Annotated in this window: 24 protein-coding genes; 10 read left to right on the top strand and 14 right to left on the bottom strand. The window is 64.0% G+C overall.

What is annotated here, in order from left to right:
* Positions 1–44: 44 nt before the first annotated feature.
* The 7 genes from leuA to miaA form a co-directional block, all read right to left on the bottom strand.
* Entirely contained in the window at positions 45–1,718 is a 1,674-nt protein-coding gene (gene leuA / locus SxD43FB_RS14905; protein ID WP_096062880.1) for a 2-isopropylmalate synthase, read from the bottom strand.
* Between the two features lie 608 nt (positions 1,719–2,326).
* Positions 2,327–2,947: a YceI family protein gene (locus tag SxD43FB_RS14895; RefSeq protein WP_043152670.1), complete on the bottom strand. Its 621-nt coding sequence runs from the start codon at positions 2,945–2,947 to the stop codon at positions 2,327–2,329.
* A gap of 211 nt (positions 2,948–3,158) precedes the next feature.
* Positions 3,159–4,178, bottom strand: a complete 1,020-nt coding sequence (gene ilvC, locus SxD43FB_RS14890) for a ketol-acid reductoisomerase (RefSeq protein ID WP_043152671.1) — start codon at positions 4,176–4,178, stop codon at positions 3,159–3,161.
* 198 nt (positions 4,179–4,376) lie between these two features.
* The gene (gene ilvN / locus SxD43FB_RS14885) at positions 4,377–4,892 is read right to left on the bottom strand and encodes an acetolactate synthase small subunit (protein WP_037479805.1); all 516 of its coding nucleotides are present in this window, start codon (positions 4,890–4,892) and stop codon (positions 4,377–4,379) included.
* Positions 4,892–5,251, bottom strand: a complete 360-nt coding sequence (locus tag SxD43FB_RS14880; RefSeq protein WP_096062878.1) for a hypothetical protein — start codon at positions 5,249–5,251, stop codon at positions 4,892–4,894. The genes ilvN and SxD43FB_RS14880 overlap by 1 nt, the downstream gene beginning before the upstream one ends.
* A gap of 10 nt (positions 5,252–5,261) precedes the next feature.
* Positions 5,262–7,013: an acetolactate synthase 3 large subunit gene (locus SxD43FB_RS14875; protein WP_096062877.1), complete on the bottom strand. Its 1,752-nt coding sequence runs from the start codon at positions 7,011–7,013 to the stop codon at positions 5,262–5,264.
* Positions 7,014–7,114: 101 nt separating this feature from the next.
* Complete coding sequence (gene miaA / locus SxD43FB_RS14870; protein ID WP_096062876.1) at positions 7,115–8,059, bottom strand: tRNA (adenosine(37)-N6)-dimethylallyltransferase MiaA; 945 nt, start codon at positions 8,057–8,059, stop codon at positions 7,115–7,117.
* Here miaA and serB point away from each other — a divergent pair.
* Positions 8,058–8,936, top strand: a complete 879-nt coding sequence (serB, locus tag SxD43FB_RS14865) for a phosphoserine phosphatase SerB (protein ID WP_096062875.1) — start codon at positions 8,058–8,060, stop codon at positions 8,934–8,936. The two genes, miaA and serB, sit on opposite strands and share 2 nt — an antisense overlap.
* Before the next feature lie 101 nt (positions 8,937–9,037).
* On the opposite strand, the gene SxD43FB_RS14860 is transcribed toward serB, so the two are convergent.
* Complete coding sequence (locus SxD43FB_RS14860) at positions 9,038–9,781, bottom strand: glutaredoxin (protein ID WP_096062925.1); 744 nt, start codon at positions 9,779–9,781, stop codon at positions 9,038–9,040.
* Positions 9,782–9,851: 70 nt separating this feature from the next.
* Here SxD43FB_RS14860 and SxD43FB_RS14855 point away from each other — a divergent pair, with 70 nt between their 5' ends.
* Complete coding sequence (locus tag SxD43FB_RS14855; RefSeq protein ID WP_096062874.1) at positions 9,852–10,235, top strand: MerR family transcriptional regulator; 384 nt, start codon at positions 9,852–9,854, stop codon at positions 10,233–10,235.
* 10 nt (positions 10,236–10,245) lie between these two features.
* Here SxD43FB_RS14855 and ruvX read toward each other — a convergent pair whose 3' ends face one another.
* Positions 10,246–10,713 (bottom strand): Holliday junction resolvase RuvX, encoded by a 468-nt coding sequence (ruvX, locus tag SxD43FB_RS14850; protein WP_176482798.1) that lies wholly within the window; start codon positions 10,711–10,713, stop codon positions 10,246–10,248.
* A gap of 18 nt (positions 10,714–10,731) precedes the next feature.
* A complete protein-coding gene (locus SxD43FB_RS14845; protein ID WP_096062872.1) occupies positions 10,732–11,850 on the bottom strand; it encodes a DUF3089 domain-containing protein in 1,119 nt (372 codons plus the stop codon).
* 131 nt (positions 11,851–11,981) lie between these two features.
* Between SxD43FB_RS14845 and gatC the strand changes: the two genes are divergently transcribed.
* The 7 genes from gatC to SxD43FB_RS14810 all read left to right on the top strand — a co-directional run bounded on the left by gatC (position 11,982) and on the right by SxD43FB_RS14810 (position 17,269).
* Positions 11,982–12,269, top strand: coding sequence for an Asp-tRNA(Asn)/Glu-tRNA(Gln) amidotransferase subunit GatC (gatC, locus tag SxD43FB_RS14840; RefSeq protein ID WP_037480044.1), 288 nt, complete (start codon positions 11,982–11,984; stop codon positions 12,267–12,269).
* Between the two features lie 120 nt (positions 12,270–12,389).
* Positions 12,390–13,871 (top strand): Asp-tRNA(Asn)/Glu-tRNA(Gln) amidotransferase subunit GatA, encoded by a 1,482-nt coding sequence (gatA, locus tag SxD43FB_RS14835; RefSeq protein WP_096062871.1) that lies wholly within the window; start codon positions 12,390–12,392, stop codon positions 13,869–13,871.
* Positions 13,872–13,915: 44 nt separating this feature from the next.
* Positions 13,916–14,224 (top strand): AbrB/MazE/SpoVT family DNA-binding domain-containing protein, encoded by a 309-nt coding sequence (locus SxD43FB_RS14830; RefSeq protein WP_096062870.1) that lies wholly within the window; start codon positions 13,916–13,918, stop codon positions 14,222–14,224.
* Positions 14,221–14,640: a type II toxin-antitoxin system VapC family toxin gene (locus SxD43FB_RS14825; protein ID WP_096062869.1), complete on the top strand. Its 420-nt coding sequence runs from the start codon at positions 14,221–14,223 to the stop codon at positions 14,638–14,640. The genes SxD43FB_RS14830 and SxD43FB_RS14825 overlap by 4 nt, the downstream gene beginning before the upstream one ends.
* On the top strand, positions 14,637–16,142 hold the full coding sequence (gatB, locus tag SxD43FB_RS14820; protein ID WP_096062868.1) for an Asp-tRNA(Asn)/Glu-tRNA(Gln) amidotransferase subunit GatB: 1,506 nt from the start codon (positions 14,637–14,639) through the stop codon (positions 16,140–16,142). The genes SxD43FB_RS14825 and gatB overlap by 4 nt, the downstream gene beginning before the upstream one ends.
* Before the next feature lie 93 nt (positions 16,143–16,235).
* A complete protein-coding gene (locus SxD43FB_RS14815; RefSeq protein WP_096062867.1) occupies positions 16,236–16,781 on the top strand; it encodes a hypothetical protein in 546 nt (181 codons plus the stop codon).
* A gap of 23 nt (positions 16,782–16,804) precedes the next feature.
* Positions 16,805–17,269 carry a DUF2846 domain-containing protein gene (locus SxD43FB_RS14810; protein ID WP_096062866.1) on the top strand — a complete coding sequence of 155 codons (465 nt, stop codon included), beginning with the start codon at positions 16,805–16,807 and terminating at the stop codon, positions 17,267–17,269.
* A gap of 153 nt (positions 17,270–17,422) precedes the next feature.
* Here SxD43FB_RS14810 and SxD43FB_RS14805 read toward each other — a convergent pair whose 3' ends face one another.
* The 4 genes from SxD43FB_RS14805 to SxD43FB_RS14790 form a co-directional block, all read right to left on the bottom strand.
* Positions 17,423–20,638: an autotransporter outer membrane beta-barrel domain-containing protein gene (locus SxD43FB_RS14805; RefSeq protein WP_096062865.1), complete on the bottom strand. Its 3,216-nt coding sequence runs from the start codon at positions 20,636–20,638 to the stop codon at positions 17,423–17,425.
* A gap of 99 nt (positions 20,639–20,737) precedes the next feature.
* Positions 20,738–23,167, bottom strand: a complete 2,430-nt coding sequence (locus SxD43FB_RS14800) for a TonB-dependent receptor (RefSeq protein WP_096062864.1) — start codon at positions 23,165–23,167, stop codon at positions 20,738–20,740.
* Complete coding sequence (locus SxD43FB_RS14795; RefSeq protein WP_096062863.1) at positions 23,151–24,080, bottom strand: FecR domain-containing protein; 930 nt, start codon at positions 24,078–24,080, stop codon at positions 23,151–23,153. The genes SxD43FB_RS14800 and SxD43FB_RS14795 overlap by 17 nt, the downstream gene beginning before the upstream one ends.
* Before the next feature lie 55 nt (positions 24,081–24,135).
* On the bottom strand, positions 24,136–24,648 hold the full coding sequence (locus SxD43FB_RS14790; protein ID WP_096062924.1) for a sigma-70 family RNA polymerase sigma factor: 513 nt from the start codon (positions 24,646–24,648) through the stop codon (positions 24,136–24,138).
* Positions 24,649–24,795: 147 nt separating this feature from the next.
* On the opposite strand from SxD43FB_RS14790, the gene SxD43FB_RS14785 reads away from it, so the two are divergent.
* Positions 24,796–25,989, top strand: coding sequence for a serine hydrolase domain-containing protein (locus SxD43FB_RS14785; protein ID WP_096062923.1), 1,194 nt, complete (start codon positions 24,796–24,798; stop codon positions 25,987–25,989).
* Positions 25,990–26,032 lie beyond the last annotated feature (43 nt).

The raw sequence follows: 26,032 nt of genomic DNA, 5'->3' as shown, positions 1-26,032 counted from the left end.
CGGAAGAAAAGAGAGATCCCAGCTTTCGCTGGGATGACGAGGTTTTAGGTCCGCACCGCCACCGCATTGGCCGCCGACAATACCGCCTGCACCGACGCCGTCGCGACGTCTGCATCCGTCCCCACGCCGAACACCGTCCGCCCGTCCGGCGTGCGGCATTCGACATAGGCGGCGGCGTTGACGTTGCTGCCTGCGCCGATCGCATGTTCGCTATAATCGGCGATCTCCAGCTCCACGCCCAGTTCGTCGCGCAGCGCGGCGAGGACCGAGGAGAGCAGGCCGTTGCCGCGACCCGAAATGCTGCGTTCGCCGCCCTTATAGGCGATCTTGCCGGTGAAGATGCGGTCGCCCGCCGCGCCGCTTTCATGATAGTCGATCAGCGCATAGGCTTGATCCCCGGCCAGGCGATAATGGTCCTGGAAGGCGGCCCAGATGTCGGCGGCGTTGAGTTCGCGGCTCGACTGGTCGGCCAGACCCTGCACCACGCGGGAGAAATCGGCCTGCATCCGCTTGGGCAGTTTGAAGCCCTTGTCCTGTTGCAGCACCCAGGCGACGCCGCCCTTGCCCGATTGCGAATTGACGCGGATCACCGCTTCATAGTCGCGGCCCAGATCCTTGGGGTCGATCGGCAGATAGGGCACGTCCCAGATGAGGTCGTTGCGCGCTTCCTGCGCGGCAAAGCCCTTTTTGATCGCGTCCTGATGGCTGCCCGAAAAGGCGGTGAACACCAGTTCGCCAGCATAAGGGTGGCGCGGGTGGACGGGCAGTTGGTTGCAATATTCGACCGTCTGGATGACCGTGTCGATGTCGCTGAAATCCAGGCCGGGGTTGATGCCCTGCGTGTACATGTTGAGCGCCACGGTCACGATATCGCAATTGCCGGTGCGCTCGCCATTGCCGAACAGGCAGCCTTCGACGCGGTCGGCACCCGCCATCAGGCCCAGTTCCGCCGCGGCGACGCCGGTGCCGCGATCATTATGCGGGTGTAGCGAGATGACGACGCTGTCGCGCTTGCTGATATGGCGGCACATCCATTCGATCTGGTCGGCATAGATATTGGGCGTGGCGCATTCGACCGTCGCGGGCAGGTTCAGGATCAGCGGCCGCTCCGGCGTAGGCTGGAGAATGTCCATCACCGCCTCGCAACACTCCAGACTGAAATCCAGCTCGGCAGTGGAGAAGGTTTCGGGGCTATATTCGAAATGCCAGTCAGTGTCGGGCTGCTTGGCGGCATTGTCGCGCAGCAGCTTGGCTGCGTGGACGGCAATGTCCTTGACCTGCGCCCGGTCCATGCCGAACACGATCCGCCGCCAGGCGGGCGAGACGGCGTTATAGACATGGACGATCGCCCGATCCGCGCCGCGCAGCGATTCGAAGGTGGTGGCGATCAGGTCTTCGCGGGCTTGGGTCAGCACCTGGACCATCACATCGTCGGGGATGCGGCCGTCCTTCACCAGGCTGGAGATGAAGTCGAACTCGGTCGCACCGGCCGATGGGAAGCCGACCTCGATCTCCTTGACGCCGACCTGGACCAGCAGGTCGAAGAAGCGGCTCTTTTTCTCCGCGTTCATGGGGTCGATCAGCGCTTGATTGCCATCGCGCAAGTCGGTCGAGAGCCAGCGCGGGGGCGACGTGATGACCTGTGACGGCCATTGACGATTGGGCAGGTCGACTTGCGGGAAGGCGCGATATTTCTGGGCGGGATCGGTCAGCATCATGGGACAGCTACTTCTTTATGCGAACGGGCGTGCCCTGTTACGAACGGGACGGCCCGGTTAACGACTATCAGCGAAAAGGAAGCCCTTAGGCGTATCGTCGCTGCCCATAATCGAAAGGCAGCACAAAAACCACGCCTAAGGGCGTGTAAGTCGTAGCAGGGGAAGAAGCGTCGCGCTCTGCATGATGGGCAGGGTGTAGCGAACTTAACCCTAACTGGCAAGTTGCCTCATCTCTTAAAGCAGGCCTGCAAATGCCAGCGAGAAGAAAAGGACCGTGGAGATTATTGGAAAGAACGTCGTTAACCAGAACGAGAATGGCTGTTTGGAACGCTCTATGAAATATGGCCCGGCGACGGTTTTTCCCTCCGCGATAGAGACCAGTGCAAACAGGGCTGTGGCCGCAATCAGGACGACCGGCAAAAAGATTGTTAGGATAGTTTTCATCTGAAGTTGGGTCCGGGCATCCAACTATTTTCCAATTAACAATCCCCCCCACCCGTCACCCCCCGCGCAGGCGGGGTTCCATCTCCGACGCCGGGAACTGGCGCGCCGTTGGGAGATGGGTTCCCGCTTGCGCGGGAATGACGGGGTAGGAGAGGTAAGACTATTTACTTCTGGAAGCCGGCGATGATCTTGAGTTCGATCGCGTCGCCGACGACGGGCACGGCATAGCCCATGCCGAATTCGCTGCGCTTGATCGAGCCGGTGGCGACGAAGCCGACATTTTCCTGCTTGTTCATCGGGTTGGTACCAGCGCCGTAAAATTCGGCGTCCAGCGTCACTGGCTTGGTGATGCCCTTGATGGTCAGGTTGCCGGTGATTTCGGCACCGCTCGCACCCTCTGGCTTGACACTGGTGGACACGAAGGTCGCGGTCGGGAATTTGGCCGCGTCGAAGAAGTCGGCCTTCATCAGATGCTCGTCCAGTTTGGTGACGCCGGTGCGCAGATTGGCGATCGCGAATTCAACCGAAACCTTGGACGCGGCGGGGTTCGCCTTGTCCAGCGTCAGCGTGCCGGTCGGTTCGGCAATGGTGCCCATATTGTTGGTGAAGCCCATATGGTCCCAGGCGAACACGACCTGGGTATGGCCGCCATCGACCTTGTAGGTGCCGCCAGTGACTTTCGCGACGTCCTTGGTGCCGGGCACGCCAGCGGGGGCCTGGGCAATGACGACGGTGCCGCCGGCAATGGCGATGAGGGCGGCGGCGGGGATCAGATATTTACGCATGGGACAGACTCTCCAAAAAACGTTCAAGGGGCGTAGCCTTGAATAAGCCACGCCCCTCGATTGTTCCAGAGCCGTAACCGGAAACGGTTCGTTCCTTCTAAGCCCCTCCCCTTCAGGGGAGGGGTTGGGGTGGGGGTGTGCCTCAGGCGCTGCGTCATGAGGATAGCCCCCACCCCCGGCCCCTCCCCTGAAGGGGAGGGGTGAAAAAGGCTTAGTTCTTTTCCTGATCCACCAGCTTGTTGGCGCCGATCCAGGGCATCATGGCGCGCAGCTTGGCGCCGGTTTCCTCGATCGGGTGGCGCTGGGCGGCGATGCGGCTGGCCTTGAGTTCGGGCTGACCCGCGCGGTTGTCGAGGACGAAGTCCTTGACGAAGCGGCCCGACTGGATGTCGGCCAGGACGCGCTTCATTTCCTTCTTGGTTTCTTCGGTGATGATGCGCGGGCCGGTCTTGATATCGCCATATTCGGCGGTGTTCGAGATCGAATAGCGCATGTTGGCGATGCCGCCTTCATACATCAGGTCGACGATCAGCTTGAGTTCGTGCAGGCATTCGAAATAGGCCATTTCAGGGGCATAGCCCGCTTCGACCAGCGTTTCGAACCCGGCCTGGACCAGCGCGGTGGCGCCGCCGCAGAGGACCGCCTGCTCGCCGAACAGGTCGGTTTCGCATTCTTCGCGGAAATTGGTTTCGATGATGCCGCTGCGACCGCCGCCGACGCCGCTGGCGTAAGACAGGGCGATGTCATGCGCGTTGCCGGTCGAATCCTGATGGATGGCGATCAGGCAGGGGACGCCGCCGCCCTTCACATATTCGCCGCGAACGGTGTGGCCGGGGCCCTTGGGCGCGATCATGATGACGTCCACATCCTTGCGCGGCTCGATCAGGCCGAAATGGACGTTGAGGCCATGGGCAAAGGCCAGCGCCGCGCCGGGGCGCAGATTGGCGTGGACGTCGTCGGCATAGATGGCGGCCTGATGCTCGTCGGGGGCCAGGATCATGAACACGTCGGCCCAGGCGGCGGCTTCCGCGTTCGGCATGACCTTGAAGCCTGCGCCCTCGGCCTTCTTGGCGGAGGCGGAACCGGCGCGCAGCGCGATGGCGACTTCGGCGACGCCGCTGTCGCGCAGATTCTGCGCATGGGCATGACCCTGCGAACCATAGCCCAGAATGGCGACCTTCTTGCCCTTGATCAGGCCGATGTCCGCATCGTGATCGTAATAAACCTTCATGACTGTCTCTTCCCTCGAACGTATCTCCTCGCCCCGCCGGGGAGAGGATATGAAATCTTGGCTCGGCGCGGCCGGGCCTAGATGAAGTTGGAGCGGGGGTGGGGACGCTGAAACGTCGTGCCCCCTCTCCCAGCTTCGACTAGGCAGCAAGCTGCCAAGTCTGCGCAACCCTCTCCCCGCAGGGGAGAGGGGAAGTGGTTACACCGGCTCTTTGCCCCGGATCAGGCCGACGACGCCGGTGCGGCCGACTTCGACCAGGCCGATCTGACGCATGAGCCCCACGAAATTGTCGATCTTGTCGGTGGTGCCGGTGATTTCGAAAATGAAGCTTTCGATCGTCGTGTCGACCACCTTGGCGCGGAACACGTCGGCCAGGCGCAGCGCCTCGATCCGGTCCTCGCCCGTGCCCTTGACCTTGACCAGCGCCAGTTCGCGTTCGACGAAGGGGCCGACTTCGGTCAAGTCGGTGACCTTGTGGACGGGCACCAGCCGGTCGAGCTGGGCGATGATCTGGTCGATTACCTTGGGCGGGCCGTTGGTGACGATGGTGATGCGGCTGACGCTATGATCGTCGGTGATGTCGGCCACGGTCAGGCTGTCGATATTATAGCCGCGCGCGGTGAACAGGCCCGCGATGCGCGCCAATATGCCGGCTTCGTTCGAAACGGTCAGCGACAGGACGTGCCGCTGGTTCAATTCTTCCTGGATATGCATCACTTGGCTGTCCCGTCATTCCTATCGTCATGGGCGTCACTGGGATTTGCCCGTTCCGAAATCATCGCCGTAAAGGCATAATGCCAGCCATCATCCTGCCGGTGAGCGACGCGGACGGGCAGGCCCGCCACCGCATCGAACATCCGGTGGAGATGTTCGCCGACATAGCGGGGACCGACCAGCAGCGTGCCGATATGCCGCTCGTGAAAGTCGAACCCTTCGTCCAGATGCACGACCCATTCGTCATTGGCCGGGTCGGCATGGTCGATAGTCCAGCCCGACAGCTCGGCCGTGCCCGCGATCCGCTCGAAATCCCACGGTTCGCTGACATGGACGCGCAGCTGGAGGTGCTGCGTCACACCCCCATCCTCATACTAAGGCCTTCGCCTCATCCGACATGATGCCGGCGATCTGGTTGGGATCGAGCATCATTTCGGTATGCGCCGCGCCCGACGGGATCATCGGGAAGCAGTTGGACAGTTTGGCGACGCGGCAATCGACGATCACTGGCCCTGGCGTTTCCAGCATCTGGCGGATGCCCGCTTCCAGGTCGCCCGGCTGCTCGATGCGGATGCCGGTCCAGCCATAGGCTTCGCCCAGCTTCACGAAGTCGGGCAGGCTGTCCGAATAGCTGTTGGAATAGCGGCTTTCATAGGTCAGTTCCTGCCACTGGCGGACCATGCCCATATATTCATTGTTCAGGATGAACAGCTTGACCGGCAGGCGATATTGGCTGGCGGTGCCCATTTCCTGAATGTTCATCTGCACCGAGGCGTCGCCCGCGATGCAGATGGCGAGGCTGTCGGCATTGCCCATCTGCGCGCCGATGGCGGCGGGGAAGCCATAGCCCATCGTGCCGAGACCGCCGGAGGTCAGCCATTTATTGGGCGCTTCGAAGCCGAAATGCTGCGCCGCCCACATTTGATGCTGGCCGACTTCGGTGGTGATGATGACATCCTTGCCGGTCGCCTGGCACGCGGTGTAGAGGTCCGCAATCGCGCGTTGCGGCATGATTTCGATGCCGTTTTCGACATAGGCGAGCGATTGCTTCGTCCGCCATTCCGCGATCCTGTCCCACCATGCCGACAGGTCGGCCTGTTCATGGCCGCGCTGCTTCCACAGGGCGATCATGTCGTCGAGCGCGCTGGCGACGTCGGCTTGGATGGCGACATCGACATCGACGATCTTGTTGATGGAGCTGCGGTCGATATCGATATGGACCTTGCGGCTGTTGGGCGCGAAGGCGTCGAGGCGGCCGGTGACGCGATCATCGAAACGTGCGCCGACGCACAGGATCAGGTCCGCCTGGTTCATCGCCCAATTGGCTTCATAGGTGCCGTGCATCCCCAACATGCCCAGCCACTGGTCGGACGATGCGGGGAAGGCACCCAGGCCCATCAGGGTCGAGGTGACGGGCGCGCCGGTGAGCGCGGCGAGTTCGCGCAACAAAGCGCTGGCCTGCGGGCCGGAGTTGATGACGCCGCCGCCGGTGTAGAAGATGGGGCGCTCGGCCGCGGCCAGCATTTCGACGGCCGCGTCGATGCCCGCCGCGTCCGCCTTGATCTGCGGGCGGTAGCTGGCATGCTGGACCGGTTCGGGCCGCTTATAGGGGGCGGTCGCGATCTGGACATTCTTGGGAATGTCGATGACGACCGGGCCGGGGCGACCCGTCGTGGCGATGTGAAACGCCTCATGAACGACGCCCGCCAGCTTGCCGGGGTCTTTCACCAGATAATTATGCTTGGTGCAGTGGCGCGTGATGCCGACCGTGTCCGCTTCCTGAAACGCATCGGTGCCGATCAGTTGCGTCGGCACCTGTCCGGTGATGACGACCATGGGGATCGAATCCATCAGCGCGTCGGTGATGCCGGTGACGGCATTGGTCGCGCCGGGGCCGGAGGTGACCAGCACGACGCCGGGCTTGCCGGTCGAACGGGCATAGCCCTCCGCCATGTGGGTCGCGCCCTGTTCATGGCGGACCAGCACATGCTTGATCGTGGGATGATTGTAGAGCGCGTCATAAATGGGCAGCACCGCGCCGCCGGGATAGCCGAACACGACCTCGACACCGAGATCGATCAGGCATTCAACCAATATGTCCGCGCCGCTCTTTTCGGCCACGATAAATCCTTCTCATATGATGCAAGCCCTGTCCTTTGCGACAGCGGACCTGCGATAGCAAGGTGGCAGCCTCTAATGGACATAAAATGACGTGTCAAGCGCTATTGTTGTAATTTAATTGCTAATTCATCGATCAGATTGTTATCAATTTCTCGCGTTTCGCGCGGCCAGTGCGGTGGGGGCTGGTTGGTGAACCAGGTATATTGGCGCTTGGCATATTGGCGGGTGGCGAGCGCGCCGCGTTCGATCATCGTTTCCCGGTCGATCTCGCCGCCCAACCAGGCGCGGATTTCGGGCACGCCGATCGCGCGCATCACCGGCAGGTCGGGGTGAAGGTGGCGGGCGAGCAGCGCCTCGACCTCCTCGATCGCGCCCGCGTCGATCATCTGTACGAAACGCCGGTCGCAGCGCTCGATCAGCCAGTCGCGCGGCGGGCGAAGAATCATGGGGGTCAGGGTAATCTGGTCGGCGATGCCGCCGCTCTTATGCTGCTGCCACTGTTTCAACGGCTTGCCGGTGGACCGTACCACCTCCAGCGCGCGGGCGACGCGGGTGGTGTCGGCAGGTGCCAGCCGGGCGGCGGCCTCCGGGTCTTCTTGGGTCAGCGCGGCGTGGGCTTCTGCGACAGGCAAGGCGCGCACCGTCGCGCGTATGTCCGGGTCGATGTCCGGCACCGGCGCGATGCCGTCGAGCAGGGTGCGGATATAGAGGCCCGTGCCACCGACCAGGATGGGCAGGCGGCCCTGTTCCTGGGCGGCTGCGATCTGGGCCTTTGCCTCGGCCGCCCAGCGCGGCGCGGTGCAGGCCTGTGCCCCGTCGATATGACCGAACAGGCGGTGGGGCACATCGCCCATCTCCTCCGCGCTTGGCCGTGCGGACAGGATGGCGAGGTCGGCATAGACCTGGCTCGCATCGGCGTTGATGACGATGCCATCGGTCGCCTTGGCAAGGGCAATGGCGAGCGCGCTCTTGCCGCTGGCGGTCGGCCCGGCAATAAGCGCGACCCGTGGGCGGGATTCGCCCTGCTGTGTGTCAGGAGTGTTCATGTTCGTCGCGACCTTAGTGGCAAGTGGCTCGATCGGGCAGGGGGATATTGCGGCGGCCGTCGATCGGCTGGCGCAGGCGGGGTGCCAGCCGGGGCAGAGCCTGTGGCTCGACCGCGACAAGGCGGCGGACCTGTTCTTCGCGACCGATCCGGTGGCAGCGCGCGCGGCGCTGGCCGATATCGGGCAGGGCATCGACGTGATCGTCCAGCCGGTCGAGGGGCGGGTAAAGGCGTTGCTGATCGCCGACATGGATTCGACCATGATCACCGTCGAGTGTATCGACGAACTGGCCGACTATGCCGGGATCAAGCCGCAGATCGCCGAGATCACCGAGCGGGCGATGCGCGGGGAACTGGATTTCGAAGGCGCGTTGCATGGGCGCGTCGCTTTGCTCAAGGGCTTGCCCGACAGCGCCATCGACCAGTGTCGGCAGGAGCGGGTCGTCATCATGGGCGGCGCGAAGGCGCTGGTCCGCACGATGAAGGCGCGGGGCGCGCGTACGCTGCTCGTGTCGGGTGGCTTCACCCGCTTTACAGGGCCGGTGGCGGCCGAGATCGGCTTCGACAGGCATGTCGCCAATGTGCTGGAGATTGCCGACGGCGCACTGCTGGGCAGCGTTACCCGCCCGATCGTCGATGCGGCGCGCAAGCGGGTGGAACTGGAAGCGGCCATCGCGGGCGGTATCGATCGCGCCCTGACCCTGGCGGTGGGCGACGGCGCGAACGATATTCCGATGATCGAAGGGGCGGGGCTGGGCGTTGCCTATCATGCCAAGCCGGTGACGCGCGCCGCCGCCGCCGCCGAGATCGTCCATGGCGACCTGTCGGTGCTGCTCTATGCGCAGGGGATCGCGTCGGCCGATTGGGTTGTCGACTGAGGTCGGTAAGGCCCTGCGCCTCAGTAGTATGTTCAATGGATGCCTGCCGTCATCCGCGCTTTTTGTTTAATGGATGCTTGTCAGCATCCGCGCTTTTTTATTTAATGGATGCCTGCCGTCATCCATACTGCCATCGCCACCATCATCACATTTTCGGTGAGCGACACGAAGCCGAGCGGGACGTTGCTGCTGCCGCCGACGCAGGCGCATTTGAGCGTGCGCTTTTCGAGATAGACGGCCTTGAACACCGACACCGCCCCGATGCCGCCGATGGCGAGCGCGACCGGGATCGACAGCCAGTCCAGCGTGCGCGTGAGCATCAGCACGCCGGCGCCCAGTTCCAGAAACGGGTAGGCGCGGCCATAGGGCGGTAGGCGGCGGGCGAGCAGGTCATAGTTCAGGAACATCGTCGCGAAGCGATCGACATCCTGCAATTTCAGCATGGCGAGCAGCATCATGGCGATGGCGATGAAACGCTCGACCGTGACGAAGGCGATGAGCGGGGCGAAGGTCAGCCAGTTGACCGCCAGCGCCAGCAGTGCGGCCACCGCGAACACGGCGAGGACGGGCACATAGCTGGTCGCGTCGGGATCGCGCACTTTAAGACCAAGGAAGCGCCGCAGATCGTCATGGCCGCCGATCCGCTGGCCATCGATGAAGATTTGCGGCGTGGTCTTGACGTCATGCGCCGCCTTGAACGCATCGGTTTCCGCGCGGCTGGTGAGCCAATGATCCTCGATCCGGTAGCCGCGCCGCTTGAGCAGCCAACGTGCCTTGATACCATAGGGACAGATATGGTCGGGCATCACCATGCGGTAGATGGCGGCGGATCGGGCTTGGGTCATGACGGCATATCCTTGGGCAAAGGGGGCATGCCACCCATATAGGGTGCGGACCATGGTACGGAGTCAAGGGATGAGTATGACGATTTCCGCACTCGCGCGCAGCAGCGGGGTTGGGGTGGAGACGGTACGCTATTATCAGCGGCGCGGCCTGCTCGCCACGCCGGAGCGGGGCGACGGCATCCGGCGCTACGACGCGGCGGACGCGCGGCGGCTGGGCTTCATCCGCGGCGCGCAGCGGGCGGGGTTCACGCTGGAGCAGATTGGCGAATTGCTGCATCTGGATGCCGGGCAGGATCGGGCGCGGGCGCGGGAATTGGCGTCGGAACGGATCGCCGCACTGGACGCGAAGATCGCCGAGATGCAGGCGGCGCGTGCGGCACTGGAGCGGCTGGCGCGGCAATGCCATGCGTCGGACGAGGGGCCATGCCCGATCATCGCGGCGTTCGAGGGGTAGGGCGCGCTGGCTATTCCAGCCCGGCGACCAGCCCATCAATCGCACCCTGCAGGATATAGCTCGCCGCCAGCTTGTCGACCAGCACGTCGCGGCGGGCGCGGCTGGCGTCGGCCTCAATCAGCGTGCGGGTCACTGCCTGGGTCGACCAGCGTTCGTCCCAGAGCAGGACCGGCAGCCCGAAATCCGCCAGATTATGCGCGAAGGCGCGGCTCGACTGGCTGCGCGGGCTGCCGGTGCCGTCAAGGTTGAGCGGCAGGCCGATGACGATACCCTTGACCTGCTGCTGCGTGATGAAGGCGGCCAGCAACAGCTTGTCCTTGCTGAATTTACTGCGCGTGATGGTGTGGGCCGGGCTGGCGATCGACCAGCGCGCGTCGCAGAGCGCAAGGCCGATCGTCTTGGTGCCGACATCCATGCCGACCAGGCGGCCGCCTTCGGGCAAAGCCTCGCGAAAGGCGACGCGATCCGTCGTTACCAATGGCATGTTATCGGGCTGTCACTTCTGCTGAAAGGCGGCGAGCCTTTGTTGCGCGTCGGCGCGGACATTGCCCCAGAACAGGCTGTAATCATAGACATGATAATTATTGCCGGGCAGGGTGAACGGCCCCATGTCAACCGGCTCGCCGATCATCAGCACGCCGCTGGTGTCGCAGCGCGCGGGGACGATGCCGGTCAGCAGCTTGGGCGGCTGGCCCTGCTCGCGCGCGTCGAGCGTGCCCTTGTTGGCGCTGGCCGGAGCCGCGCCGTTGAACGCGCCGGTGATGGGGTTGGTGCAGAGCATGTGCGTGCCCTTGCGGGGCTTGCCGGTATAGCCGGTCTTGCGCTCGAAACTTTCGACCACGGCGGACGGGTCGGCGGGTTCGGCATAGCTTTGCCAGCTGACGATGCAATGCGCCTGCGCCGCGCGGGCGCAGGCAGGCAGGCCGAGCGCGGGCAGATCGGCCTCGACCGAGACCGGCCAGCCGACGGCATAGACCGCCGCCACCCGATCGGCCACCGGCTTGCCCGCGACTTCCTCGCGCAGCAATTGCATCAGATGGCGTGACCCCTGGCTATGCCCTGCCAGCATCAACGGGCCGGTCGGGTTGGCCGCGAGGAAGGCGGCAAAGGCCTGGGCGACGTCGCGATAGGCGGCGGCCAGCGCCTTGTCACCGGCGGGCTTGTCGGTCAGGAATGCCCCATAATTGGCCTGGCGATAGCGCGGTGCCCAGACGGTGCCGGCCGCGTTGAAGGCGCTGGCCTGGCTCATCACGAAGCGGCGGGCGGTGGCGTCGGCTTCCTTCTCGCCCAGCGCGGCATTCCAATGGGCGTCACCAAAGGTCGTGATATAGCTGGTCGGGTGGATGAAGAAGATCGCGGCCTTGGGCAGCGTCGCGGGAAGCGTGACGCCTGCGGGCGTCCACAGCGCCGGATTATTCTGCGTGATGTCCGGGCGGGCGACCCACATTTTGGGGTCGGCATAGGCATTGGCGGGCAGCGGCGCGAGTTCGGTAAAGTCTTCGCGCGGCACCATCACCGCACGGATCAATTGCATGCCCCAGATCGCATAGATGGCGAACGCCGCGATCACCAGAACCACGAGGGTTGCGATGACATAGAGAAATTTGCGGGCCACCCATGCTCTCCGATTTTCAAGGGCGACGCAGCCCCCATTTGCGCGCCCCTGTCTTACGCAAGCTACCGGCGTGCGCAAGAGGCGCGAAACCGGCTTGAAGCGGAGGGAAGCGGGTGGTAGCGGCGTGGCCCATGTCGATAGACCTTCAGACCGTAAAAAAGATCGCCAGCCTCTCGCGCATTTCGGTGAGCGATGCCGAAGCCGAGGCGATGGTGCCCGAACTCAACAACATCCTTGGCTGGGTGGAGCAATTGGGTGAGGTGGACGTCAGCGGCGTCGAGCCGATGACAGCCGTCATCCCCAATCACCAGCGCCTGCGCGACGACGTCGTGACTGACGGCAATGTCCGCGACAAGGTGCTGGCGAACGCGCCCCAGGCCGAACATGGATTTTTTGCGGTGCCGAAAGTTATAGAGTGATGCGTATCACTCCCCCGTTCGCCCTGAGCCTGTCAAAGGGCTCTGCCGACCGGAGGGAGGCTGCTTCGCTTCGCTCAGCAGAAGGCTTCGACTTCGCTCAGCCCGAACGGGATAAAGATTTTGACTGATCTTACAGACCTTACCGTAGCCGAAATTCGCGACGGGTTCCGCGCAGGCGATTTTTCCGCGCGCGAAGTCGCCGAGGGCTTCAACGCCAATGTCGCCGCGGCCAAGGCGCTCAACGCCTTCATCGTCGAAACGCCGGAAAAGGCGCTGGAAGCCGCCGATGCCGCCGACAAGGCGCTGGCGGCGGGCGAGGTTAAGCCGCTGTCGGGCGTGCCGATCGGCATGAAGGATCTCTTCTGCACGCAGGGCGTGCAGACCACGGCGGCCAGCCACATGCTCGAAGGGTTCGTGCCGACTTACGAGTCGACCGTGTCCGCCAAGCTGTGGGATGCGGGCGCGGGGATGCTGGGCAAGCTGAACCTCGACCAGTTCGCCATGGGGTCTTCCAACGAGACGAGCTATTATGGCAACGTCATCAGCCCGTGGAAGCGCGATGGCGGCGACAATTCGGCCTTGGCCCCCGGCGGTTCGTCGGGCGGGTCGTCGTCCGCGATCGCGGCGCGGCTCTGCCCGGCGGCGACCGGCACCGATACCGGCGGATCGATCCGCCAGCCCGCCGCCTTTACCGGCATCAGTGGCATCAAGCCGACCTATGGCCGTTGCTCGCGCTGGGGCATCGTCGCCTTCGCCTCATCGCTTGACCAGGCCGGGCCGATGGCGCGGACGGTGCGCGACAATGCGTTGCTGCTGGAGGTGATGGCCGGGTTCGACCCCAAGGATTCGACCTCGCTCGGCCTGCCGGTGCCGCAGTGGGAGGCGGGATTGTCGAGCAATCTCAAGGGTAAGACGGTCGGTATTCCCAAGGAATATCGCCCCGATGGCCTGAACGCGGAAATCGCCGCGCTGTGGGATCAGGGGATTGCCTGGCTCAAGGACGCTGGCGCGACTGTGGTCGAAGTGTCATTGCCGCATACCAAATATGCGCTGCCGACCTATTATATCATCGCGCCCGCCGAAGCCTCGTCCAACCTCGCCCGCTATGACGGCGTGCGCTATGGCCAGCGCGACCTGCCCGATGGCGCAGGCCTGCAGGACATGTATGCCGCCACCCGCGCCGCTGGCTTCGGGCCGGAGGTCAAGCGCCGCATCATGATCGGCACCTATGTATTGTCGGCCGGTTTCTACGACGCTTATTATACGCAGGCGCAGAAGGTCCGGGCGCTGATCGCGCGCGATTTCGATCTGGCCTTCGAACAATGCGACCTGCTGCTGACCCCGACCGCACCAAGCGCGGCCTTCACGCTGGGCGAGAAGCAGGCCGATCCGCTGGCCATGTATCTGAACGACGTGTTCACCGTGCCCGCGTCGCTGGCGGGGCTGCCCGCCATGTCGGTGCCCGGTGGCGTAGATAGTCAGGGCTTGCCGCTCGGCTTGCAGATCATCGGCAAGGCGCTGGACGAGCAGACGGTGCTGAACGCCGGTTTGGCGATCGAGGAACGGGCAGGGTTTGTGGCGCGGCCGGACAAGTGGTGGTAATGGTTTGACCGAAGTGTTACCGAGGTAACACTGGAGATGTCGCGATGAACATGCACAGCAAATTTGATGAGGAAACGGTGGTCAACATGACCAGCAAAGGGCAGGTGTTCATGCCCAAGGCAATCCGTGACCGCATTGGCCTTGTTCCGGGACAGCCGGTTCGCATCGGAATCAATGACCGTGGCGAAGCAGTGGTGCTTCCCGCTCATCTTCTGGTGGGCGAAACCACCGATGAACGGCGAAACCGCATAAGGGCGGGAATATTGGCTGCGGCTGGCACGATGAAAACCGGCTTTGCGTCAACCGACGAATATATGGATTATATCCGCCCGCACCGGTTGGACCCCGAATGACATTTGTCGATACGAATGTCATCATCGACATTCTGTCAAGCGATGACATATGGGGGCCGTGGTCGATCGACCGGTTGAGCGACGCTCGATTCAACGGGCCGGCCATAATCAACATTGTCGTTCTCGCTGAGCTAAGTAGAAATTATCGATCCTTGAATGATTTACAGGCGGACATAGCGGCGCTGGGTCTCGTCTCGGAACCGGTCGACGACGTTGCCGCCTTCATTGCGGGGCAACGCTTCGTAGCTTATCGAGAGGCGCGCAAGGAGGATCGGGCTTATCGTGTTCTTCCCGATTTTTTCGTCGGAGCCCATGCCTTCACCCGACAAATGCCCTTATTGACTCGCGATCTGACGCTGTACCGGCGTTACTTTCCTGAACTCACTCTTATCACTCCCGAAACGGACCCAGCATGACTGAATCAACCTATCGCATCCAGGGCGCAACCGGCGAGTGGGAGGTCGTGATCGGCCTGGAGGTGCATGCCCAGATCACCACCAATGCCAAGCTGTTTTCCGGTGCCGCGACCGCTTTCGGGGCCGAGCCCAATACGCAGGTCAGCCTGGTCGACGCAGCGATGCCCGGCATGTTGCCCGTGCCCAATCGCGAGTGCATCCGCCAGGCGGTGCGCACCGGCATGGCGATCGAGGCGCAGATCAACAGATGGTCGCGGTTCGACCGCAAAAATTATTTCTACGCCGATCTGCCGCAGGGCTATCAGATCAGCCAGCTCTATCACCCGATCGTGGGCGAAGGGCAGATCGAGATCGTGCTGGACGAGAAGAACCCGGAAACCAGTACCAAGGTGATCGGGGTCGAGCGTATCCATGTCGAGCAGGATGCGGGCAAGCTGATGCATGATCAGCATCCGACCAGCTCCTATGTCGACCTCAACCGGTCGGGCGTCGCGCTGATGGAGATCGTGTCGAAGCCGGACATGCGGTCGCCTGCCGAAGCAGGGGCTTATCTGGCGAAGCTGCGCACCATCCTGCGCTATGTCGGGTCGTGCGACGGCAATATGGACCAGGGGTCGATGCGCGCCGACGTCAACGTGTCGGTCCGCAAGCCCGGCGAGGAATTCGGCACCCGCACCGAAACCAAGAACGTCAATTCCGTCCGCTTCGTCATGGCCGTGGTCGAGCATGAGGCGAACCGTCAGGTCGATGTGCTGGAGGCGGGCGGCAAGATCGTGCAGGAAACCCGGCTCTACGATCCCGACCGGGGTGAGACGCGGTCGATGCGGTCGAAGGAAGATGCGCATGACTATCGCTACTTCCCCGATCCCGACCTGTTGCCTATCGAACTGGACGAGGCGTTTCTGGCCGAATGCCGCGCCTCGCTGCCCGAACTGCCCGATGCCAAGCGCAAACGCTATGAGCAGGCGCTGGGCCTGTCGGCCTATAATGCCGCGACCCTGACGGCGGACGCCGACACCGCGCGCTGGTTCGAACTGCTGGTGACGCAGAGCGCCGCCGCGCAGAAGAAGAGCGAGAGCGATGTCGCCAAGGCAGCGGCCAACTGGCTGCTGTCCGACCTTTATGGGGCGCTCAACCGCCTTGGCAAAAGCCTGGAAGAAAGCCCGGTCAGTCCCTCACAGGCGGCCGAATTGCTGGCGCTGGTCGCGGACGGCACGCTGTCGGGATCGCTCGCCAAGCAGGTGTTCGAAATCATGCTGGAAACCGGCGACGCGCCAGCCAAGATCGTGGAAGATCGCGGCATGAAGCAGACGTCGGACACCGGCGCGATCGAGGCGGTGGTGGCCAAGATTCTCGCGGACAATGGCGACAAGGTCGCGCAATATAAGGGCGGCAAGGAAGCGCTGTTCGGTTTCTTCGTCGGCCAGACGATGAAGGCAATGCAGGGCAAGGCCAACCCGCAGGTCGTGAATGAGTTGGTGAAGAAGGGGTTGGCGGGCTGATCGCTCGCTTCCCTCTATACGACTGTAAAGGCGCGCGATAAGCATCTGTTCACGCCATAGCGAATCGGGGGATTGGCGGCGTGAACAGGGGGGATGATGCGGCGCACGGGGCGATTATTCGCTGCGGCTTTCGGGCTGGCTATTTCGATACCAGCCTCTGCCGGGACCGACCCGATCGTTGCGACGTTCGCACCGACGGCGACAGCGGTGCCAGCCGGAACCTATGTCGATTTCGAGATACTCGACCCGCTCAATTCCAAATTGTCCAAGCCGGGCGACCGGTTCCGCATCCGCACGACGGTGCCGGTGGCCTTCAATGGGGCCGTCGTCGTGCCTGATGGTGCGCTGGGGGAGGGCGAGGTCATCCATGCCGCGCGCGCGCGCGCGGCGGGCAAGGCTGGCGAGTTGATATTGGCGGCGCGCTTCGTCGAGTATCAAGGGCAGAAGATCGCGCTGCGTAGCTTCCGTTTCGCCCAATCCGGTGAAAGCCGCACAAATGAGGCTGCCCTGGTCGGGCTGGTTGCAGTGCCGGTCGTGCTTTTCATGGCAGGTAGCGAGGTTGTCGTGCCTGCGGGTACGCGAGGACAGGCCAAATTGGTGGCCGACATTCCATTCGTTTTGCCAGACGGCGAACGTTGAAATTCACAATGGGGGGTAATGTTATGAAGAATCACATGTTTCTGGCATTGGTGATGGTCGGCTGCGGCACGTCTGCGATCGCGCAGGATGCGGCGGTTGACCCAGCCGTTCCGTCCGATCCGGCGGCGGCGACAGCGCCGGTATCCGACATTCCCGAAGGGAAGGGGAAGATCATCTTCTTCCGTAAGGGCGGCTTGGTGGGGGCGGCTATTTCCTGTGCGGTGCATGAAAAGGGGGAACGTCTGACCAGCTTGCCGCCGGGTAAATTCGCCGTCGTCTATGCCGACCCCGGCATTCACGAATATTCGGTCAAGAGCGAGGCGACCGATACGCTGCGGCTGGAGATCGAGCCGGGCGAAACCTATTATTCCAAGTGCAGCGTTTCGATGGGGATTATGGCGGGGCGCCCCAATCTGTCGCCGGCCGACAAAGCCGGGTTCGACGCGCTCAGCGCCAAGTTGAAGCCGGTCGAGGTGAAGGCAGAATAATTTCCGCCCGTTCACAATAATAAGGGGCGCCACCGGGTCTAGCGGTGACGCCCCTCTTTATGTCCGGCGCCCTTGGGGAGGGATATTGCCGGATCGGAAAGGACGGACCGGGAGGGTCTGTGGGGTGTGGCCCGTCCTTTCATAGTCAGGACGTCACAGGACGAAGTTTACCGTCGCTCTAAACGATATGGCGACGTGATTTTGTTGCTCCTCCGCGCCGAATTCGCCGCCCACGCGGAATGTTTCGGTGCCGCCATAGAGGCGGGCGCGGCCGGTCCAGCCGTTGGTGCGGTCTTCGGCGGTCAGGGTGAAGCGGTCGCCATCCTTGAAATAGGCGACCGTATCGCCAAGCGATCCGCCGATGATCTGGCGACGGCCGCCTTCCAGTTCCAGCCGCAGCCAGCCATCTTCCGGGTTCAAGCTGCCAAAGTCATAGCCCGCCGTGACCGTGCCGTTGGCGGTGGTCTCGTCGCTGGTGCGGTCCAGCACTGTCAGGTTGAAGGCATCGCCGCCGCCGGTCTCGCTATAGCCATTTTCGGAAAGGCGATAATAGTCGATGCCGAGCGCCGGACGCAGGCTGAACCGGCCCATCTGCATCTGATAGGCCGCGCCTGCGGTCGCCGAATAGAGTTTGCCGTTCCAGTCGCCATCGGCGGTGCGGGTGACGTCGCCATTGGAGAAATGGCGGGTGCCGGTAAAGCCGATATGCGCCGCGGACAGGCGGGCGAAGGCCAGCAGCGGTCCCCATTGGCCGCGCCAGTGGGCCGCCAGTTCATATTGGTCGGAATCGACGGCATTGTCGGTGCCGCCGCCGGTGTCGCTACTATGGATATAGGCGAAGGAGCCGCCGAATGCGCCGAGATCGGTCAGATATTCGGCGCCACCGCCCGCGCCCCAGCCGTTGATATCGTAGGACGCGGTATTGCCCACGCTCTTGCTGCTGCCAAAGGCGACCTGTTGCAGCCAGAAGCCGAGGCGGCCGTCCTTGGTACGATAGATGCCGTTGGGGTCGGACAGGATGCGCGCGGTGGCTCTGGAACCCGATGTCACCGCTTCGAACGTGCCACCGGCATGATCGGGCAGCATCTGGCGCAGATTGGCGTTCAGCGTCTCGCCATCGCTGATGGCGAGATAGGCGTCGGCGATATCGGCGTCATTGTCGAGCGCATTGAAGATGGCGGAATAGGCGCTACCGAGCGAGCCGGTGAGGCCCAGGTCGGTCACGGTCTTGGCCGCGATCGAGAGGGTGACGGTGCCTGCCGTGGTATCGCCCGCGACGCTGCCCTTGAACATATAGGGCAGCAGGGTGGCGGTGCCGAGCGTCGGCGATCCGCTGAGCGATCCGGCGCGGACGATGACATAGTCGCCTTCCGCATCACCGACCTGGCTGAGTTGCACCTTCACCTGCGATCCGCTGGCGAAGCTGGCCGCGCCTGCTACGTCATAGACGGTGTTGGCACCGGTCGCCGCATCGATGGCAACGCCGATGGTCGAGGTGCCGCTGGCCGACAGCGAACCCAGCGCGATGCTGCCCGTGCTGGTGGTGCTGAGCGTCCCGCCATTGAGCGTCACATCGACGTTGCCGCCATTGTTGATCGCCCCCGACAGGGACGAAGTGCCGTTCAAGACGAGCGTCCCGGCGCTGCCGCCGAAATCGACATTGCCCGTCAGGCTGGCGCTGTTGGCCAGGGTCAGGCTGGACGTGCCCGTGCCGAACGCGACATTGCCGGTCAGGCTGGACGTGCCGGACAGGGCGACGCTATCATTGCCAGCGCCGAGGCTGAGGTTGCCGGTGATGCTGCCTGCCGACACGGTCATGACGTCATTGCCCGACCCCAGCCGGACATCGCCGACGATCTGCGGCGCGGTGGCCGTGGCGGAGGCAAGCGCCTGCGTCAGGGTGACGCCGCTGCCGTTGGCGCTGAGGTCGATCGCGGTGTTGGTGAGGCCGCCGGTCGCGCTGATCCGGCCGGTGTTGGACAGGCTGGATACCGTACCCGACGAATCGAGAATGGCGATCGCGGTGCCTTTTGCATTGTCGAGCGCCGATGCGGCGACAGCGCCGCTGACCTTGATCGCCGAGACCGATGCGCCTGCGTCGATTACGAGCCCGCGCGCGCTCGTCCCCGTCTTGGCCGATCCGCTTGCGCCGACGGTGCCGCTGACTTCGACCGTATCGGCCCGCGCGCCCGAACCCAGGCGCAGGGCGGTGGCATTGCTGTCGTAGGAGACGGCCGCGACCGTGCCTGCGACCAGCACGCCCTTGGCAATGTCGACATCGCCGCCCAGCCCGCCAATAACCAGGCCATTGGCCGCGACCCCGTCATAAACGCCATAGCCGCCAATGCCGCCATTGACGATCAGGCCATAGCCCGACGTATCGGCGGCTACCGCACCTATGTCCGTGTCGCTGTCCGCCGCGCCGATCTGCACGGCGGCTGCCGAGCCATAGGTGATGACCGAGGCCGTGCCTTCCGTGCTGTCGGTCAGGCCATCATCGTCAATATCGGTATCATCTTCATCATCATCGTCGCTGGCGGTGGGCGGCACGTCGAAGATAATGCCGCCGCTGACATTGCCCGCGATCACCAGGGCCGATCCGCCCTGAAGCAGATCGTCGGCATCCAATTTGGTGACGTCGGACGGCCGGGTCGTCGTGCGATAGCCGGTGCTGGCGATGCTGCCCTGAATCTTGAGTGCGCCGTCGATGTCGCCAAGCAAGGCTGCGCCGATGCTGTTCGCGCCAACCGCCGTCGTCGTCCCGCGCAGGGTTACGTTACCGGTGACGTCATTGACCAGGACGCCGTTGCTGTTGTCGCCCGTGACGCTGATCGTGCCACTGGTGGCGAGGTTGCCGGTCAGAGGGCCGTCGAGGCGGATGCCGTCCGACTGATTGCCTTCAATGCTGATGGTGCCGCTATGGGTGATGTCGCCGACGTGACGCGCGCCCGCCTGCAGCCAGATACCCTTTTTATTCGTGCCCTTGGCGAACGGGCCGTCGATATCGCCGTCGGAGTCGCTGTCTGTTGCAGTATAGTCTTCGGTCAGCGTGATGGTGCCGCTGTTGGTGATCGCCCCGCTGGTGCCGGGGGCGATCAGGATGCCGGTGACATTATTGGCATCGTTGATGGTGATGGTGCCCGCGTTCGAGACTTTGTTGTTGCTGTCGACGGTGACCGCCGTGCCGCTGGTCAGGGTGATCGATCCGGCCGAACTGATGGTGATATCGTCGCGCGCGCCGCTGGCGATGGTGGAGGTCTTGACGGCTGCCGTCGTGGCGGTGCTGATGGTCGTTTCCGCCATTGCCTGCGCCGCTGTCAGGGCCACCAGAACCGGCGCGATGGCCGTGCAGGCCAGTAGATGTCGCATATAGTCTCCTCTGCGTGCCGCGCTTGATATTCTGTGCGCGCGTGCGGGAGGGACGATGCCGAACTTGGTTTTCCGTGCCGTTTTGCGATGAATGGATGTTCAGAAAGCGAAATCGACGCCGATGCGCAGCGTGCGTGGGCGCAGCGGCGTATAATAGTCGGTATTGAGGTCGAACGGCGTGCCGAGCGAGAAGCGGTTGCCGTCGCTGTCGAACAGGTTGGTGAGCGATAGCGAATATTGCACCGGCCCGCGCGTCACGCTGGCCGAAAGGCTGGTATCGACATAATCGCCCTGAGTCTGGCCCAGTATTGGCCCGACGCCCAGCCGCGATTTGCCGACATAGCGGGCGGACCCTGTAAGATGGAGATTCATCCGGTCGCTCAGCGGCGCGCGATAGTCGAAGGCGAGCCGTCCGCCTAGATTGGCGACATTGGGCACGGCCAGCGATTGGTCATCATAGGACAGCGCCCGAATGAAGGCTGCCTGCCGGGTCAGGCGGCTATCATTATAGATGATGCTGCCGTCCAGCGTCAGGCGCGGGGTGGCGCGGGCAACGATGCGCCCTTCGAGCGTATAGATGCGCCCATCGCCGATATTGGCCGTGGTCGGCAGGCCGATCCGGTCGGTGACGTCGGCCTGGATATCGCGCCAGTCGGTATAGGCAATGTTGGCGCTGAGCGCGATCGTGTCGCGGCCGGGCAGGCCCATGCGAAAGCCGCTTTCGATGGTCGATATGCGGTCATTCTGGAAACGCCGCACCCGCTGATCATCGACGGCGAGGCCGCCGGGGCGAAAGCCCTGCTGAAAGCGGGCGTATAGAGTGACGTTGGGAATCGCGTCGGTGAGCAAGGAGGCGGAGGGTAGGAAGATCGTCTCGCTGCGATCGGCCTGTGCTTCTGCCCGTGCAAGGTCCGCCGAGGAGAGGGCGGCGACAGGATCAAGCGCTTCGCCGGACAAGCGGCTGTTGGTCAGGCGGCCGCCGAAGGTGGCGATCAGTCCCCGGACCGGTTCGAAGGAGGCTTCGCCGAACAGCGTCGCTTCCTTCACGCTGTTGCGCACGCCCGTCGCCGCCGCTGGTTGGCCCCGGCCGAAAACGGGTACGCCGGGTAGCACCTCCGGCTGGATCAGGGCGGCGCCAAAGCCGGTCAGCGAGCGATAGATTTTCGACGTGCTTTGCAGGTAGGAGCCGCCCAATATCCAGCCCAGCCCATTGTCGAGATCGCGGACCAGCCGGTTTTCGGTGGAGAAAATGTCGACTTCATTGCGCTGGCGGAACAGCGCTGGCGGGCCGCCGGGCTGGGTCGCGTCATAGCTTTCGGACAGGTCGTGCCGCACGAAGCCGGTGGACGAGACGAAGCGCAAACTGTCCCACTGTTTCTCGAGGCGGACATTGCCGAGCAGATAGTCGGATCGATAGGGTTGGGCGACGGCGGAGGCGCGTTCCAGTCGGCCGACCGAGCGGGTCGCATATTGCGCGTCATCGCCCTCTATCTGCTGGTAGACGCCATTGAGATCGATCGTCCAGTCATCGTCGGGGGCAAAGCGCAGCGCGGCGCGGCCGCCCCAGGTGCGGGTGCGGTTGACGTCATCCTTCCCGCGATTGACGTCGTCGATATAGCCGCCGTCCTGCACGCCATAGCCCACGACCCGCAGCGCGAGTTTTTCCGCGACGATCGGCAGGTTGAGCGTTGCCGACAGATCGCCGCCAGGATCGCCATGCTGGGTCGCGGAAAGCCCCGCCGATACTTGCCCGCCCATTTCGCCCAGATTGGGGGCGTTGGGCATGATGCGGATGATGCCGCCCAGCGATCCCGCGCCATAGAGCGTGCCCTGCGGCCCTTCCAGCACTTCGACTCGGCCGACATCATAAAGTTTGAGGTCGGGGTCGGGTGCGGCATAGTTTAACCGCATGTCGCCCAGATATTGGCCGGTGGTGGCCTGGGTCGGCCCGGCGACGCCGGAATCGGCGATGGCGCGGATGAACAGCTTGTTGCGGCCCGCACCGGCATGGGTGGAACTCAGACTAGCGACCCGCGCCAGCAAGGTGGCCGTGCCGCCTGCCGCTTCGCCGCTGGAAAAGGCGCGGCTGTCGAGCGCTTCGACCATGCCGGCATAGCGGGGCAGGGGCGTTTCGCGCTTCGAGGCGGTGACGACGATCTGGGCTTCGGGCTGATCCTCGGCGGGGGCGGCGGGGATCGGCGCTGGTGCGGTCACAGGTGGCGCCGGGCGCGTGCGGACGATGCGCCATGTCGCGCCATCGATGCGCCGCGCGGTTGCGCCGCTGCCCTTGAGCAGCCGCTTTAGCGCGGCTTCGACCGAGAGATTGCCGGTGACGGCGGGGGTGCGGATGCCAGCGAGCGACTGGTCGGACATGCCGATGCTGGTCCTGGTCTGACGGGCGAGCGCGATCGTCGCCTCGCCCAGTCGTCCAGGGGCGATGCTGATCGTCTGTCTATCCGCCCCATGCGCGGGCGCTGCGCTCGTTATGGCAAGGGCGGTGACGAGGAAGAGGTCAGCTTTGCGGCCCATCCCCTTCTTTCAGCAGCCAAGTGTCGCCCTGGCGCACGGCGGAAAGGCCCATCAGCGGCGCGGCGCCGGCAAAGAATCGGGCCGGGTCTTTATCCAGCCGGATCGTGCCGGTGAAGCGCATCGCGCGCGCGCCTGGCGTGGTGCGGAGCGCAATGCCGAGCGATCGGCCAATGTCGTCGCTGATGTCGCTGACGGCGGCATTGGCGTAGACGAGGCGGCCCTGACGCCAACTGGCGACGGCCGCCGGGGCAATATCCATCACCCGCAAACCTTGCGCATCGTCGGCCAGGGCACGCCCGGCGGGCAGGCTGATCGCCTCTGCGCCGGGATTGTAGATGACTTCGCCTTCCGACACGCCGATGCGGACGGCGCCTGGGGTGTGAACGATGTTGAACACCGTCCCGGCGTCTTCGAACACGGCATCGCCCACCGTCACGCGGAACGGATCGGATGCATCGTGGCGCACGGTGAAGGCAGCCTCGCCGCTGTCGAGCGCGGCGAAGCGGGTGTCGTTGCGGTCGAGGCGCAGGCGGGTGCCGCCATTGACTTCGATGCGGGTGCCATCGTCCAGCGCGATGCTGCGCGTTTCGCCGGGGCGGGTGGTGACGGTATAGATGTCGGCTCGGTTCATCATGCCGACCGACACGGCCGCGACCAGCGCGGCGGCGATCGCGCCGCCGCCGATCCAGCGGAGCGGACGGCGTTGCGGCACGCCCACATCATTGGCGGCGACAGGCATGGCGACGGGTTCGGGCGGGATGATGGCATCAAGGTCGGCATCGGCCGCCATCAGCACATCATAGGCCTGCGCGTTAGCAGGATCGCGCTCCAACCAGGCGGTGAAGCCGTCCCAGTCGGTAAAGGCGGGATCGCGCGTGCGGATGACCCACGCCATTGCCTCCTCGTTCGTCATTGCTCCAGCCCTGTTCATTTTTTGCCCCTTACAGAGACTGACGCCGCCGACCCCATCATTCCGTATCCAGTTTCTGCTTGAGCGTCAGCATGGCGCGATAGGCCTTTTGCAAGTCCTTCTCCACCGTCGTCAGGCTGACCCCCAATTCCTCGGCAATGACCTTTTGCCCCACGCCTTCGATGCGGAAGCGGCGGAAGATGAGTTCGACGCGCGGGCCAAGGTCGCGCAGGACGGCGCGCGCCTCGTCCAGCCGCTGGGCAAGGATCATCCGCTCGTCCACCGGCACATCGTCGGTCGGGTCGGCCATGACGCCGCCAGCGCCTTCGGCCCAGTCCTGCTCGCGCCGTTCGCGCCGGATCGCCGAGCGATAGCGGTCGAGCATGAGGTTGTTGGCCATGCGATAGAGATAGGGCACGGGGTCGGAGACGGGGCCAAGATCCTTGGCCTCCAGCTTCATCCACATATCCTGCAAGAGATCTTCGGCATTCTCGCCCGCGCCGCGTGCGCGCAGGAAGCGCAGCAGGGCCGCGCGGTTGGCCATGAAGATCGCGGAAAGGCCAGTGGCCATGCCTGTCGGGGTCCAGTGCTGAAATTGCTTGCCGTTCGGATAGCCTGCCATAGAGGGCGGGGTGGTCCCTTGGCAATCGCCAAGCTGTTGTCCTGCGCGCGTCGCTGCTTTAGCGCGGAGCCAGACAAGCATCGGAGCGGCGCAGGCATGACGAACGGCGTGGACAGGGTGGCGGCACAGGCGGCGGGGATGGACCCTGACCGGCTGGACGCGCTGGTGGACTTTCTCGACCGCACCTATCTGGCCAGCGGCCGCTTGCCGCATATGCAATTATTGGTGTCGCGCGACGAGCAGCCTGTGGTGTCGTGGGCGCGCGGGGCGGCGCGGGCGAGCGGGGAATCGCTGTCGGCCGATGCCCTCTATCGCATCGCGTCGATGACCAAGCCGGTGACATCGGTCGCCTTCATGATGCTGGTGGAGTGGGGCAAGGTGGCGCTCGATACGCCGGTTGTCGATGTGATCCCCGAATTTGTGGACCTGCGCGTCGGGCGCGCCAATCGCGCGCGGTTGAAGCGGCCGATGCTGATGATCGACCTGCTGCGCCATACGTCGGGGCTGACCTATGGGTTGCAGCGGCAGACGTCGATCGATGCGCGCTATCGCAAGCTGGGGCTGGACGAATTTCAGCAGCCGCGCACGTCGGACCAGTTCATCGCTGACCTTGCAAGCCTGCCGCTGGAATTTTCGCCGGGCGAACGGTGGAATTATTCGGTGGCGACCGATGTGCTGGGTGTCGTGATCGAACGGCTGGAGGGGCGCGACCTGGAAAGCGTGTTTCGCGAGCGCATCTTCGCGCCGCTGGGCATGGTCGATACGACTTTCGCACTGCCCGATGCCAAGGCGGATCGCATGACTGATGCCTGGCGGCTGGACGAGAAGGGCGAGCGGCAGGTTGCCGATCTGGGTGCGCGGAGCGGATGGCGACGGCAGGGGCGCTTCCTGTCGGGCGGCGGCGGGCTGGTGTCGGGGGTGGCCGACTATCATCGCTTCGCACGGATGCTGCTGCGCGGGGGCGAACTGGACGGGGTGCGGCTGCTGCGGGCCGATACGGTGGCGCAGATGCGGTCCAACCAACTGCCCGGCGGCGGCGACCTTGCCAGCCTGTCGAGCGCGATGTTCAGCGAGGCGGACTATCAGGATGTCGGGTTTGGCCTCGGCTTTGCCATGGGGTTAGAGCGCGGCGAATATTATTGGGGCGGGGTGTTTTCGACCTATTTCTGGGTCGATCCAGTCGAGCGGTTGATCGGGATATTCATGACCCAATTGCTGCCGTCGAGCGCCTATCCCGTGCGCGCGCAATTGCGCGCTGGGGTGGCAGAGGCGCTGGTGCGCAGGGGGTAGGTCCAAGTCCCGCGAAACAGCCGAAATAATTGCTGCGCTGCAA

Origin of the sequence: Sphingobium sp. D43FB, assembly GCF_002312805.1 — a bacterium.
GTDB lineage: Bacteria > Pseudomonadota > Alphaproteobacteria > Sphingomonadales > Sphingomonadaceae > Sphingobium.
This window is presented reverse-complemented; position numbering and strand designations above follow the sequence as displayed.